Source organism: Clostridium tagluense (genome assembly GCF_003865095.1).
In the GTDB taxonomy this organism is placed as follows: Bacteria; Bacillota; Clostridia; order Clostridiales; family Clostridiaceae; genus Clostridium_AD; species Clostridium_AD tagluense.
Genome location: NZ_BHYK01000006.1, coordinates 69,878 through 84,371 on the forward strand (window position 1 = coordinate 69,878; position 14,494 = coordinate 84,371).

General features: G+C 32.6%; 10 protein-coding genes. 3 read left to right on the forward strand and 7 right to left on the reverse strand.

What is annotated here, in order from left to right:
• The 4 genes from Ctaglu_RS06995 to Ctaglu_RS07010 all read right to left on the reverse strand — a co-directional run.
• Nucleotides 1–344 (reverse strand): hypothetical protein (locus Ctaglu_RS06995; protein WP_185732613.1); only part of this gene is annotated, 344 nt, incomplete at its 3' end.
• 1,450 nt (nucleotides 345–1,794) lie between these two features.
• Nucleotides 1,795–3,945, reverse strand: a complete 2,151-nt coding sequence (locus Ctaglu_RS07000) for a hypothetical protein (RefSeq protein WP_124999471.1) — start codon at nucleotides 3,943–3,945, stop codon at nucleotides 1,795–1,797.
• A 113-nt stretch (nucleotides 3,946–4,058) separates the two neighbouring features.
• Nucleotides 4,059–7,412 (reverse strand): cell wall-binding repeat-containing protein, encoded by a 3,354-nt coding sequence (locus tag Ctaglu_RS07005; protein ID WP_124999473.1) that lies wholly within the window; start codon nucleotides 7,410–7,412, stop codon nucleotides 4,059–4,061.
• Between the two features lie 100 nt (nucleotides 7,413–7,512).
• A complete protein-coding gene (locus tag Ctaglu_RS07010; protein ID WP_124999474.1) occupies nucleotides 7,513–8,892 on the reverse strand; it encodes a hypothetical protein in 1,380 nt (459 codons plus the stop codon).
• A gap of 883 nt (nucleotides 8,893–9,775) precedes the next feature.
• On the opposite strand from Ctaglu_RS07010, the gene Ctaglu_RS07015 reads away from it, so the two are divergent.
• From Ctaglu_RS07015 to Ctaglu_RS07025, 3 genes are all read left to right on the forward strand, one after another.
• Complete coding sequence (locus tag Ctaglu_RS07015; protein WP_233439705.1) at nucleotides 9,776–10,462, forward strand: DUF4397 domain-containing protein; 687 nt, start codon at nucleotides 9,776–9,778, stop codon at nucleotides 10,460–10,462.
• 300 nt (nucleotides 10,463–10,762) lie between these two features.
• Nucleotides 10,763–11,788, forward strand: a complete 1,026-nt coding sequence (locus Ctaglu_RS07020; RefSeq protein ID WP_124999478.1) for a PTS sugar transporter subunit IIC — start codon at nucleotides 10,763–10,765, stop codon at nucleotides 11,786–11,788.
• 233 nt (nucleotides 11,789–12,021) lie between these two features.
• The gene (locus Ctaglu_RS07025; RefSeq protein WP_207669451.1) at nucleotides 12,022–12,420 is read left to right on the forward strand and encodes a hypothetical protein; all 399 of its coding nucleotides are present in this window, start codon (nucleotides 12,022–12,024) and stop codon (nucleotides 12,418–12,420) included.
• A 232-nt stretch (nucleotides 12,421–12,652) separates the two neighbouring features.
• On the opposite strand, the gene Ctaglu_RS07030 is transcribed toward Ctaglu_RS07025, so the two are convergent.
• From Ctaglu_RS07030 to Ctaglu_RS07040, 3 genes are all read right to left on the reverse strand, one after another.
• Nucleotides 12,653–13,108, reverse strand: coding sequence for a PadR family transcriptional regulator (locus Ctaglu_RS07030; RefSeq protein ID WP_124999482.1), 456 nt, complete (start codon nucleotides 13,106–13,108; stop codon nucleotides 12,653–12,655).
• Nucleotides 13,109–13,114: 6 nt separating this feature from the next.
• On the reverse strand, nucleotides 13,115–13,963 hold the full coding sequence (locus Ctaglu_RS07035) for a DegV family protein (RefSeq protein WP_124999483.1): 849 nt from the start codon (nucleotides 13,961–13,963) through the stop codon (nucleotides 13,115–13,117).
• A 233-nt stretch (nucleotides 13,964–14,196) separates the two neighbouring features.
• Nucleotides 14,197–14,415, reverse strand: coding sequence for a DUF1450 domain-containing protein (locus tag Ctaglu_RS07040; protein WP_124999485.1), 219 nt, complete (start codon nucleotides 14,413–14,415; stop codon nucleotides 14,197–14,199).
• Between the last annotated feature and the right edge of the window lie 79 nt (nucleotides 14,416–14,494).

Here is a 14,494-nt window from a genome sequence, read left to right on the forward strand (position 1 = left end):
TCTTTGTTAGTAACTGCAACTACATTTGAATTACTTGACTCTGCGACAACATAATATTTACCTTCGTCTTTATTAGCCATAGTACCTGTAGTCATATCAACTTCTCTGCCATACTGATCTTTAACAGATAATCCGCCCCAATCCCATCCAAAGTCTAATAGTTGCTCTACTTTACCAGATTCTTGACCTACTTGCATAATAGTTTTAAAAACTGTAGTATCTAAAGATAATTTATCAGCCATAACTTTTTTCTGAACATTTATAGTTATGCTACTAGGTTTACTTGTATCCGTTGCTACTGTTATAACTCGTTGTCCCTCATTTGGATAACCTTTACCATCCATATCTCCAACTCTTAATGAAGCAGTTCCATCAGTATTTCTAACCCAATGTGCTCCAGAAATTAAAACACCTAGTTGAACTATATCTGAATATTTTGTTAATACTTTTCCATTTTGATCTAATGCTACAAATAGAATCTCTTTATCTTCTCCAATAGCTATCTTATAAGTAGGTTCAATTAATTTGATTGAATCTATTTTAGTACCAATATTTATACTTGAATTGTCATTCCGTAACTAATAAGCTTATATTGATAGTGGGAAGCCTATCAATTTTCAACAAATTTTCGTCCGGTCCACACCATACGTGCGGCTTTCATCGCATACGGCGTTTCCTCGATAATAGAAATTTTAGGAAAGTTATTCAAATTTTATCTTTTTAATAATAGCATATTATTGTATTTTTTGATAGCTAATATTGTATTTTTTAAACAATTTATTTGTTTTTTGTTAAAATATCTATTTTTTTGTTTAAATCTGTTTATTTAGTTTGCAGAATGATAAACTCCCCTGCACCATCTATTGATAAAAGGAATTCAATAAATCTAATGTTGATATTTTTTTCTTTTGCTGTAGACTCAAAAAAAGAAAAGAAGAGCATCCCTAAAGATACTCTCAGTATTAATTTCACTATTTAGTTTTCAGCCAGTGTATGACCTGACTATTTTATGATTTTTGATGTGATTGACTTGGTTTGTCCCTGAGATGATAGTTATATAATCTGCTTCCCACAGCTTATACAACTTTATATTTAAATTTAAATTACTTCCGCTTAATTCCTAACTTTCTATTACCGACTAGGTTCCTTCGCTATCCCCTGTTTTATCCTCATCTTCTGTTACCAGAAAGCTACAAACGGCAGGAGGTCATCACTACTATGAACCCGCTGAGCCTCTATATACTTCAATGGAGCTGTATCTCCTCTTTATATAGAGCATCAAACGTTCCATTTTGTGTATCCCTTGTGTTTTGTTTACCTTAGGTCTCCACTAACGAGCTAAGTATATTGAGTTTAACAGCCTAAATTGTTCTCAATCCAATATGTTATCTCAAACATATTGTTTCATGCCAAGCTAAAGACAGACATCTATTTTAACAGCATGAATTATTCTGAGCACGCCTAAACATGGATTAGGTATCCTTGACCATAGTAAACTTTTAAGGAGCCCCGCATACGACTCCCACGTATTACGTCTTTACCAGGCTTCATCTGTTATGCAATACAAATCATAACAAATGCTGGAGGATTAGGCATCAAGTTTAAAAGGCTATTACTTGAGACAGGGCTTTCACCTGACTATTCCACAAAACAGTTAAAACTTTTCAAAAAATAGATTTGACATAAGAAGGTATAAAGTTACCTTTATACCTTCTTATATGTATTACTATTATCTGCTTAAGTTTTACTTTTTTCGCTAGAAACTAGCTTATAAAGTAACGTTTCGCACTTTTATTATTTAGCTATTGTTATTGTATAAGTAGTTGCATTTTCTGCAGCATCTACTAAAGTAACAGTTGCCCCATCCAACATATTAACTGTAGCTAGTGTAACAGTTGAATCTGTACTAAATGTTTTAAATAAATCAGTAGTTGTAACCGCTTTATCTTTAGCTAATTTAGTTCCATCTTTTAAAATAACAGTAACTTTAACATTTTCGTTTAAAGTACTTTCTGCTTTTGTTATTTCTGCTGATTTTAAAGTTATAGTATTTTCAGTTCCTACCTCTACAGCATTACCATTAACTTTTATACCTGATACTGTTGGTGCAACTGTATCAACCTCAGCAGCTAATGTAAATGTTTTACCACCATAAATTGAAGCAATTTCCACGATAACTATAGCGTCATTATCTACTGCTGTTACTGTTTTAATTGCATCAGCTGGTAGTTTATCTCCATCAACTACAGCAGCTATAACAGCGGCTTTTAAATCAGTTAATTTATTTACTTTAATTTTTCCAGCTGGACCTTCTTTTAATGTTAAAGAAGTAATTTGAGGAGTAGTATTATTAACCGTTACATTATATGTTGCAACTGGTGTCTTAAGATCACCTTCAACTGTGTACAATGTAATTGTTGTAGATCCTTTAGCAACAGCAGCAACTTTAATTTTAGAACCATCTCTAACTACTGTTGCAACTTTCTCGTTAGAAGATAAAACTTCATATTTAACACCGTTAGATGGGAAATCAACATTCACGCCATTAACATATGCTTCAACCTTAATATCCAATGCTATATTATTTTTATCTGCAGCTGTATTCATGTCTAATTCAGCTGTATCAGCAGCAACAACTAGTTTATAAGTATCTGGTGCAACATTTGCTACTTCTACAGCTTCAACTGTAAATGTACCAAGTTTGTTTGTCTTTTTAGCATCGTCATACACATTTATTGTATTTATGCCTTTAACAAATGTAGAATTAATTTCACCTGCAGCTTTTACAACATTAAGATTGTTTAAAATTGTACTTTCAGTTGTAGCACCATCAGCTGTTACAGTATAGAATACTCCAACAGTAGTTCTCATTTCTTCTTTGGCTTTATCAAGAAGTGTGAACTTAGCAGTTTGGTTAGCTACTCCTGCTTGTACTTTTTGTGCGTCAGCTTTAATGCTTGTAACTTCTTGAGCATCTTTTGTTGTTACTTGGATTGTTTTTGTTTCTGTTATTCCTTCAAATTCAACCGTTAATGTAACTGTACCAGCTTTTAGAACTTTAATTCCATCAGCATAGTAAGCAGTTAATGAATCGCTTGATTTCACTGTTTTTACTTTTGGTTGTGTAACCGTAGAATCTTTATCTTTATTGCTTTCTGCAAAACCATTCTCATATAAAGTAGCTGCGATTCTAACAGTATCCTCTTTAGTTATTGAAGGTGCTGTCCATTCTTTACCAGTAGCATTAACAAGACCAATTTCATTCACTTTAGTAGCTTTTGTAGCATCAACAACTGTTACTTCAACAAAATCAGCTGGTGCCAATGTTTTAGGAAGCATGTTACCATCTTTATCTGTTACTTGAACTGCATATTTAAAGGCATCACTTACTGTTACTTTACCATTAAGATCTAAACCCATTTTATTATATTTGAAGTCTACTTTATAACCTTCATACTTCTTTTCAAACTCAGTTTTTGTAAGCTTCTCTAATCCATTAACTGAGAATTTAAGATCTGTTGCCTTGTTAGCAGCGATTGTTTGGTTAATAGCACTTACTGATGTAACTGTTAATTTTGTTGTTGCTGGCTTATATGCATCTAAAATTTCTTTTGTTGCTTCAGTCTTTCCAGCTGTAGCAGCCTTTACGATTGCTATTGATGGATCTACATGATCAGCTATAGCAGCTACGAAAGCTGTGTTAGCTTTATCATAATCAAGATATTTTCCATTGCTTACTTCTTTTATAACTACATTTTTAGCATCCATTTCAGCTTCTAGTTTACTAACTAAGGCATTGTTAGATACTAAATCTGCTTTTAAATATTTTGTACTTGTAGTTTGATTGTAAAAATCACCTACTGCAGCATTTGCACTAATCATTTGAACTGAACCTAATACAACTGCCATTGCAGCAGTAGACATAATCTTATATGGTAATTTCATTAAAATTTCCCCCTCGATTTTTGAATGTCAAAAATATAAATTTCTAACATTTCAATGTTTTCCTATATAATATAATACGATGGGGCAACTGCCCCATCATACTACTTATTAGATTAAAGGCCTCTAATTACATCTTTTGAATTTACTTCTTTAGCATTTGCATCATATGCTTTTACTACAACAGTAGCTCCAAGTTCAACATCATTCATATCAATAACGAATGTTCCATCAGCATTGATTGTAACTGCTACAATTTCTTTTCCAGCAACAGTAGCTTTTACAGACTTAACTTTTGTTGCATCAACAGTTCCTTTTATTGTTGTAGTTATTCCCTTATATGAAGGTGATGCTACCCATTCAACAGTTACAGTTATAACTATTGCAGTTATTTTATCTTGTAAAGCTGTTTTATCTGTTCCTGTTGGTAATGCAGTTACTAATAATTTTGCTGCATCTACATCAGCTTGTAATTTGCTTTTTTCAGCTTTAACTACTGCTGCTGTTGCTGCTGCTAAATTATCTTCTAAAGTAACTATTTTAGATACTCTAGCTTGTAAATCTGTTTTAACTGTTGCAGTTGCTAATAAATCTACTGCAGTTTGTGCTGCTGTTTTATCAACTGCTAATTTACTAGCTTCAGCTTTAACTACTGCTGTTGTTGCTGTTGCTATTTTAGTTGTTTCTGAATCTGCTGCTGTTGTACCAGCGAAAACAATCTTAATTGTCTTAACTTTTCCATTAACAACACCAGAAACTGTAACAAAATCACCAGGCTTAACATCCATAGATGTAATAGTACCATCATTAGCAAGAACGAATGTTGATCCAGTTGCAAGCTTAGTTTCATTAGGAACTACTTTAAATGCTGACAATGCCATACTGTCTGTATCATATTGATCTTCTGCTGCAATATAAACATTTTGTGTAGTACCAGCTTTTCCATTTGCATCGTATTGTGCTAAAGAATTTCCTAACATATCTGCATAAGAATTACCAGCAGATTGAGCAAGAGTTATAACATCATCTTGTTCAGAAATACCAAATACTTCAGTTGATACATGAGCATATATTGATTTAGCTTCTGGATCTACTGTTGTAGATTTAATTGTTGTAGATCTTGCATAAACCTTATCATCAGCTCCCATAAAACTTACTTCTAGTTTAGTGCTTGATGCTGTCTTCATAGAATCTGCAAAGTCAAGTGCAACTACTCTTACTTTATCATACTTACAAGTACCACCTAATGTTTCAGGTCCTCTAATTATTTTAAAGTCTTTACTATCAACTTTTGCTTGGAATATTGGCTCACCTGATAATATTACTTGTGCACCACTTGCTGTTGTACCAAAAACTTTTACACCAGCTTTATAATCTACTTGTCTATCTGATACAGTCTTAGTAACATGATCAACGTTAGCATATATTGGTTCAGTTCTTTCAGATATTACATAATCTTTAATATCATCATTAGCTAATACTGAGAATGTTTGAGATTGAGTATCAACAGGCACAAGAGGATCTCTGTTAGTGCCATCAGCCTTTGTAGGATCAGTGTTATACAATTTAAATGTAATAGTTGCTGTTCCTGCTTTATCTGCTGTAAGTGCTATATAACCTTTTCCTGTACTTAACTTGTTATCAGTTATAAGCTTTTCGTCTCCGTCTTTGTTAGTAACTGCAACTACATTTGAATTACTTGACTCTGCGATAACATAGTATCTGCCTTCGTCTTTATTAGCCATAGTGCCTGTAGTCATATCAACTTCTCTGTCATACTGATCTTTAACAGATAATCCGCCATTATCCCATCCAAAGTCTAATAGTTGCTCTGCTTTACCAGATTCTTGACCTACTTGCATAATAGTTTTGAAAGCTGTAGTATCTAAAGATAATGTATCAGCCATAACTTTTTTCTGAATATTTATATTTATGCTACTAGGTTTACTTGTATCCGTTGCTACTGTTATAACTCGTTGTCCCTCATTTGGATAACCTTTACCATCCATATCTCCAACTCTTAATGAAGCAGTTCCATCAGTATTTCTAACCCAATGTGCTCCAGAAATTAAAACACCTAGTTGAACTATATCTACATACTTTGTTAATACTTTTCCATTTTGATCTAATGCTATAAATGGAATTATTTCGTTTTCACCAACAGCTATATTAAAAGAAGGTGACAATAATTGGATTGAATCTATTACTGCTGCTTTCTTTAATGTTACCATCAATTGTGAATTTTTTCCTGTATAAGTCATAGCTACAATTTGTACGTTTGGCATATCTTGTTGAAGAATATCTGTTGCATTTTTAACTTGAACTTGAATTGCTGCTTTCTTTGAATCTTTTGGATCATGTACAATTTTAGTAGTTAAATATGAGCTTGACGCAGTTAACTCGTCATTATCATTTAATATTAAACCATTTTTTACAAGATCATAATCTGTTGTAGGATTACCACTAATATCAGTTGCAGTATAAGCAACATAGAATACAGTTGAAGTATCTTCTGCAGTTAACACTTTGTTATCAGCATTTGTTAAAGCTGTAAGGTTTATTGCACTTAATGTACCAGATTCTGTAGATACTGGTAATATAGCACTTGTATTAGTTCCTGAACCTGAATCAAAAGCACTTATTGTTACTGAAGTAAATTGTAAAATATTCATATTTGGTGTTAATTTAATTACACCATTTTTTCCTTCTACATTACCTAATCCACATTTGAATGTTAAGCTGTTAGCAATAGGAGCCTGTGTAATATCATTTCCAAATTGATCTAATACTTGATAAGTTACAAATCCAACTCCGAAATCATTGCTATTTTTTCTAACTGAATTGTTAATTCCTAATTTAGTTGAAGTTATATTAATCTTAGCAATTTTTTGTTCTACTACACTTAATTTTGTAGTTCCAAGATCAGTTGTACCATTTACTACATTAACTGTATACTCTCCTATTGGTAAGTTTGATGTATTATTTAATGTAGCTTCTGTTTTAGCAGTATTCCAAACAACTGTTAAACTTTTAACTGCTGATAGTCCTTGTTTAACTGTAAATACAACCTTTGATGTATCTGTTACTTCAGCACTAAATGTTGCTTTGAAACTTTTAGCACCATTATTAGTTACTGTTACTGCAGCTGAATCTTTATCTGCTGCTGGATAATTAGTTACTACTCCAGTAGAACTTTTGTAAGTTACTGCTGGTATAACACTTGCTGCTACTGTTGTTCCAGTTACATTGTTAATCCAGTTTCCTTCAAAGTTTTTAACATAAATTGCTCCACCTGCGACCATTGCATTAGTGATTTCAGTAAGGTTTTTTGCATCATTAGCATAAGCTAAGTCAAAAGCTTTGTCTCCTATTACTACAGTACCATTAGACATTGCTGCAAAAGCTGAGAAAGATGTTGATCCTGCTATCATTAAAGCAGCAAGAGCTGTGCTTGTAATTTTCTTGTTCATATATTTATACCTCCATTTAATTTGGTTTTATTTTGATACTTTATTTATTAACTACCCTTAATTAAATATTAATTAAGGGTTAAAGTCCTTTTAAAAGTTACTATTTAGCAGCTACTAAAGCTACTTCATTTGTTGCAATTACTGTTCCAGCTGCATTTATTAATTTAACATTAACTTTGTCTCCTGCAACTTTAGCTGGAATAGACATAACTGTTGTAGCTGTTCCTAAAACTTCTATAGCTGATAAAGCTGATGTACCATTAAATACTTGGTATTTAACTGCATCTTTTGAAGTTGATGTAACAGTTACTAATGCTCCAAATGTACCAGCTTTTACTGTTGCTTTAATTTCTGATGTAGTTGGATCTACTGGTACTACTGGTGCTACTGTGATTGTTCCTGATTGTCCTAAAGCTACTTCTATAACTTTAACTTCTTTTGCATTTGCATCAAGTAATTTAATATTTACTTTATCGCCTGCAACTTTAGCTGGTATAGACATAGCTGTTGTAACTGTTCCTAAGTTAACTATAGCTGATATAGCACTTGTACCATCAATTACTTGATATTTTGTAGCTGTAGGAAAGTTTTTAGTACCTCCTGTTGTCATAGTTACATTTACTGCTGCTCCAAATGTAGCTGCTTTAACAGTAGTGTCAAATACTTTTACTGTATCTTCTGCTTTAACAGTTACCATTATTGTTTTCCAAGCTTCATATGTTCCGTATGTTGAACCTTGATTAGCATCTGTTTTGTCTTGTGCTAAGTATTTTGCCCAAGTTGTTGATTTTTCTGTGTTTGCATGTACAACAACCATATAAGTTCCTGGTTTTGTGAATGTATATGATGGAGATTCTTGGTAAGTAGTTACTCTTTTTGTCCATACTCCAGTTGTTGGATCCATTACGTGCATTGCATATTTGTATGGTCCTGGAATTCCGTTAATTCCTTCTATTTTGTTGAAAGTTAATTTCATTCCATTAACAGTGTAATCAGCTTTTCCATTAGCGTATACTCTACTCGCATCATTTTTAGCAACACAATTTAATTCTGCAACATAATAACTATCAAAGTTACCATTTTTGTTTGATTGAATTCCTGTTTCTCCGTCTCTTTTTACCCAAACTGAAACTTTAGCTTTTCCTAATTTGAATGCTGGTGTTTCTGGTAAAACATATGGTGTTTTAGCATCTACTGATGCGCCATATCCCTTTGTTAATTCTGCCCATGTTTTACCATCGAACATAAATGCTCTGTATTGAACTTTTCCTGAAAAGCTTGAAGTTACTGTGAATTTCTCAGTATCTCCTACTATTAGTGGTGAATGTTCTACTCCAACATAATTTATCGCTGGAACAAGTACCTGTGTAGCCTTTGTTGTAACTGCTTGTGCAGCGTTTGCTGTAACATTACCTAAAATTCCGGCCATTACGAATATTGCTGCCATGAATATGCTTAGTGATTTTTTGATTTGTTTCATATAGTTTGTCCCTCCCATTAATATATACTTTTTATTTTTAAAAAAATAAAAACTTAGTTATAATTGTAGACTTTTTAAAAGAATACAATATTTTCTCCTTTAACTACACCCCCTAGGGAGCTTTTTTTTATTACTATAAAAGATAAAAATCAGTTTAAAGTAACTTAGTAATTAAAGACTTCAATGTGTTTGTGATACCTTTAGAATGTATGGTGCTTTACCATATTATGAAATGACATAAATATTTGTGATAACATTAATCCAATTACACAAAATTCATGCTGTACCTATTATATAACTCTTTCTGTTTAATTTCAACTTTTTTATTAAAATTTAACTCAATTTCTTTAATTTTCACATGGTACACTTATTTTCATAACTTACACTTATATAACGTTTATGGTTATGTTTTAGTTGCACCTTTTAGAAATCTTTTTTACTTTTCTTTACTTGGGTTAATTTTCACTTAGTTATTAAAATTTCCTCTAGTTCATATGTTTTCATATTTTATACTTATATAACGTTTATGACTATATTTTAGTTGCAACTTTTAAGAAATCTTTTTTACTTTTCTTTGCTTGGATTAATTCTCATTTATTTATTAAAATTTCCTATAGTTCATAGCTTTTCATTATTTACAATTATATAACGTTTATCACTGTAATATAGTTGCACTTTTCTAAATTTTTTTTTAGAATTAAATTATCATCTAGGAAACTGCAATGTGCTTAAACTATAAGATCAATAGGGTATACGCTAGCATGTTTATAGTCCTTTACATATTTATTACAAACAAATATGATTTATTACAATAAATTTTAGTAACCTTCTAGAATATTTCTTCATATATTAATATAGTAGAAATATTTGAAGGGAGCCTTTTATGTTCTATTGTCCAAAAAATGTTTATAATCCTTATTCCTTATATAGGGTAAGCCCTATTAATAACACTCGCCCCATGACTTCATATTTAAGAATTCTTCATGCCGCGCCTAAATCCCCAGTTGTTGATATATATATTAATGATATGTTAAAATTCAAAAACCTAGCCTATGGTGATTTCACAGATTATATAGATGTTATAACTGGTAATTACAATGTAAAAATCTATGCAGCTGGAACTATTGCCTCTCCCGTACTTAATAAAACACTTTTTATTCCACCTGAAAAAATTTACACTATTGCTGCCATTGGAATGTTACCTAACATGGATTTACTTCCTGTTCCTGAAACTAAAATTATGCACCCAGCAGATAAGGTGTATATTAAATTTGCTCATTTATCGCCTAATACTGGGCCTTTGGATATTGTATTACCCGGCGGTAAGATTTTGTTTAAGAATATTAGTTACAAGGGATTTACTGACTATATAGAAATTCCTGCTGGAACCTATACTTTAGAGGCTAGACCTACTGGTACACAAACTACAGTTTTATATGTTCCTAATGTAAAACTAAAGTCACAGCGTTTTTACACCGTTTATGCTATAGGCCTACTTAATGGTCGCCCAGGCCTTCAAGCTTTAATCCCTCTTGATGGTAGTTCTTATTTAGAAATGCGAGAAGACTAAATATTTGGTGCCACCCAGGTGGCAAGTGGCATATTTTAAATAAAAAAAGGCTTCTATAATAGACTAATATATTATAGAAGCTTTTTTTTCATGCTACCATACTTTTTGTCTCCGCCTTATTGATGTCCTTATAAGAAGATGTTATAATGTTGTCAGTTTATAGGTGTATATACATAGGTATATGTTTGTGTATAGAAGTTGATTAACAATAAATGTACATAATATTATAAACATGGTTTGTAGCCATAGCATAACAAAAGTACATATTGCAAACACTATATTTCATTAGGAGGAGAACTCATGGAAAAATTCAAAATTGCTGCAAAGAAAACATTTAAACGTGATTTTATAGATGCCTTAAGTGCAATGGCATTAGGTCTATTTGCTTCATTAATTATCGGACTAATATTAAGTCAATTATCAAAAATTCCTGGCCTAACCTTCCTTAAAGAGTTTACAGAAATCATTTCAGCTAAATCCCCTGTAGTTGGCTGCGCAATAGGTGTGGCTGTAGCTTGGGGCTTAAAGGTTGCCCCTCTTGCAATGTTTTCGTCTGCTGCCACCGGTGCCTTCGGGTATATGTATATGGGTGGTGGCCCTGTGGGAGCTTTCATTGCTGCTGTAGTAGGTGCAGAGCTTGGAAACTTGGTGTCTGGAAAAACAAAACTTGATATTCTAATAGTTCCCATTGTTACTATTGTTACTGGAAGTATAGCTGGTAAATTTGTGGGTCCTTATATTGCCGTCTTTATGACGGGTTTGGGTGCAGTCATTAATTCCGCTACTAATCTTATGCCTATTCCAATGGGTATCGCTGTATCTACTTTAATGGGCATGACGCTTTCTTCTCCAATTAGTAGTGCTGCCATAGCAATTTCTTTGAATATGTCTGGCCTTGCAGCCGGTGCTGCCACGGTGGGTTGCAGTGCTCAAATGATAGGCTTTGCTGTTTCTAGTTATAGAGAAAATAAAGTAGGTGGTTTGGTATCCCAAGGACTAGGTACCTCTAAGCTACAATTACCTAACATAATAAGCCACCCTCAAGTTTGGATACCTCCTACCTTAGCAGGTGCAATTCTGGGACCTCTTTCTACAACTGTTTTTTCTATGAAAAATAATTCTATAGGTGCAGGTATGGGCACCAGTGGATTTGTAGGTCAATTCGGAACCCTTGCAACTATGCAAGGCAGTGAGCCTACTTCTATAATAATTTTAAAAATATTATTTCTACACTTTATAGCCCCCGCAGTCTTAACTTTAATTTTCTCAGAGATTATGAGAAAGAAAGGTTGGATTAGGGAAGGAGACTTAAAGCTGAAACTTTAAGTGAATTGAGAATTGAAAGTTTATAGGTATTTTATAGTGGAGCAGTAATATTTTACTTTCCCGAACATGACAATGAAAGAAATACACTGAATGATGATTGGCAAGGAAAACTAACTATTGATTATAACTATGAAGTAATTAAAGTATGGGAGCTTAAAAAGGACTTAATCATTAATCAGAAATTATATGGGTTATATCCACTTCTTCCTCTTATGCAAATTGAAAAAATGGAAATGCCTGAAGATATTATAAAAAAAACAGTAGATGCTATAGATACTGTTGAAGATACCACCTTGAAAGCGGATCTTATGGCAGCTATGTCAATACTCGCAAGTTACAAATTTTCAGAACATTTAGTAAAAAAATACGTAAGGAGGGAAACACTTATGGGATCTCCACTTTATAATGAATGGATGGAAGAGGAAAGAAAAGAAGCAACTACTGCTACTTCGCAAAAATTTATAATTGAATCATTAGCAGAAAGATTTGATATAGTCCCAAAGAAAACCAGAAAAAATATTGAAGAAATAAAGGATATAGTTATCTTAACTGAATTATTCAGGAAATCCATTAGAGTTGCAACCATAGAGGATTTTCAAACCATATTAGACAAAGCCATCAAAAATAAATAAAAATTTCTGACTTAACCCACACAATGCAAATGAAAAAAATCCCTATATTTTTAGGGATTTTTTCTTTTGCACTCTTAATCTAAACAGCGTCTTGTGAACTACTCATCACTTTAGCTATGTCCTCCCGTAGTTGCTCCTATTTGATATTCCTGATATTTTTCCCCTTTAGCCCTGCCGGACGTACAAAAGGAGCTGCAAGCGAAATCCCTGCAACTCCTTATTTAACAATATTCTATTTATATAAATCATTATAAATTATCTTAAATACTTCCAACGCTTCTTCGATTTTATCTTGCAATAGATATTTTTTATTTTCTAATTGCCTTTTACCGACATCGGTGATCTTATAAATTTTCTGAGCCTTCTTAGAGTTACACCATTCACCAACTATTAGTTTTTCCTTTTCCAATCTTTTTAAAAGAGGATATATCCCACCTGTACTAGGAACCCAAAGACCATTTGTCCGCTCTCCTATTTTGTGAGATATATCATTTCCATTAGTTTCACCTAAACTTAGAATAAATAATGCGTACAGTGGTAGTAATCCTTTTGTGAATACTTGCCCCACTGCTTCTTTTTCCTTTTGAACTTTTCGGAGTTCTAGAAGTTTTTTCTTATATTCTTCATAAAGTCTTTTTTCTTCAGCCCTAATGTCTATCTCACTTTCTTTAATCTCTATATTACCCATCTATATCTAAGGTTCCTCTATACAAACCATTCCTATTAAACCTGGTCCACTATGAACTCCTGATACAGGGCTTATATATCCACCAAATTCTATAGAAATAACGTTTGGATGAGGACGTATACTCTCCATTACTTTTTTAGACTCTTCTAAAGCATCGCCGTGAACTATATAAACTCTACACTTTTTTTTATCTAAAATATTGTTTGTAAGTTCTACAAGCTTATTAAGAGATTGCTTTCTACCTCTTACCTTTTCACAGGTAATATACTTACCATCAGTATCTACAGCGATTATAGGCTTAATATTTAAAAGCTCTGCTATAGTACCTGAAACCTTTCCTATTCTTCCACCCTTTTTTAAGTACTCTAAAGTGCCTACTAGAAAATATAAATGGATTCTCTCTTTAATAGAGGGAATAGCTTCTACAATTTCTTCAAAGCTCTTTCCTTCTTCTATAAGTCTTCCACATTCAGTTACTATTAACCCTTCACCAAGAGCTATAGATTGTGAGTCACATATGTGTGTATTAATTCCTGGATGATTTTCACTTGTAAGTTTCATTGCATTGAATATACCCGATAACCCAGTGGACAGCGTTACTGCTATAGCATGAGTGTATCCTTGTTCTTCTAATTTCAAAAATAGTTCTTCCATATCCTTCATTGATGGCAGTGAGGATGTAGGTACTTCTTTTTCCATATTTGCATAAACTTCCTGTGAAGTAATATCTACATTGTCTAAATATTCTCTATCAGAATAGATAATCCTAAAGGGTAATACATTAATATTATATTTCTCTATGACTTCTCTACTTAAATCGCTTGTAGTGTCTGTAATTAAAGCTATTTTGTTCAAATTAACTCCTCCTATATGCTTTATATTGACATTATATCACTATCCATTATATGTATCAATAGTGATACATAAGAAAAAAATTACCTGGGGACGGTTAACAATTAATTCAACTTTATGTAAGGGGACAGTTAACAATTAATTTAATTAATTACGCAAATTGGAGAAACAGCTCTAACATAAAAACAACCCTCTTTAGCTACTATAACGCTAAAGAGAGTTATTTAAGGAAGATTCTATTCTAACTCCATGTACTCACCTATAATATCTAATAAAATCTCACAATCTTCTGCTTCAACTAATTCCCCATTTATTCTGGCAATTAATGTATTCCCGCATTTATCGCAGGCACCTATACATTTATTGAGGGTAACTGTACATTCTGGGTACTCATTTCTAACAGCTTCAACAACTTCTCCTATTCCGTCGTTATGCTTACAAAAACTAATCTTCATATATGTAATCTCCTTTTGCTGATTTTACTAAATGCAAAATATTTTCTTCTAATGTATTGTACCAAAAAATTCGAATAAA

What these genes read in the sequence shown, in the direction of transcription:
- Ctaglu_RS07000 (WP_124999471.1), bottom strand. Translation starts at nt 3,945, where the DNA reads ATGAAATTACCATATAAGATTATGTCTACTGCTGCAATGGCAGTTGTA.
- Ctaglu_RS07005 (WP_124999473.1), bottom strand. Translation starts at nt 7,412, where the DNA reads ATGAACAAGAAAATTACAAGCACAGCTCTTGCTGCTTTAATGATAGCA.
- Ctaglu_RS07010 (WP_124999474.1), bottom strand. Translation starts at nt 8,892, where the DNA reads ATGAAACAAATCAAAAAATCACTAAGCATATTCATGGCAGCAATATTC.
- Ctaglu_RS07015 (WP_233439705.1), top strand. Translation starts at nt 9,776, where the DNA reads ATGTTCTATTGTCCAAAAAATGTTTATAATCCTTATTCCTTATATAGG.
- Ctaglu_RS07020 (WP_124999478.1), top strand. Translation starts at nt 10,763, where the DNA reads ATGGAAAAATTCAAAATTGCTGCAAAGAAAACATTTAAACGTGATTTT.
- Ctaglu_RS07025 (WP_207669451.1), top strand. Translation starts at nt 12,022, where the DNA reads ATGCCTGAAGATATTATAAAAAAAACAGTAGATGCTATAGATACTGTT.
- Ctaglu_RS07030 (WP_124999482.1), bottom strand. Translation starts at nt 13,108, where the DNA reads ATGGGTAATATAGAGATTAAAGAAAGTGAGATAGACATTAGGGCTGAA.
- Ctaglu_RS07040 (WP_124999485.1), bottom strand. Translation starts at nt 14,415, where the DNA reads ATGAAGATTAGTTTTTGTAAGCATAACGACGGAATAGGAGAAGTTGTT.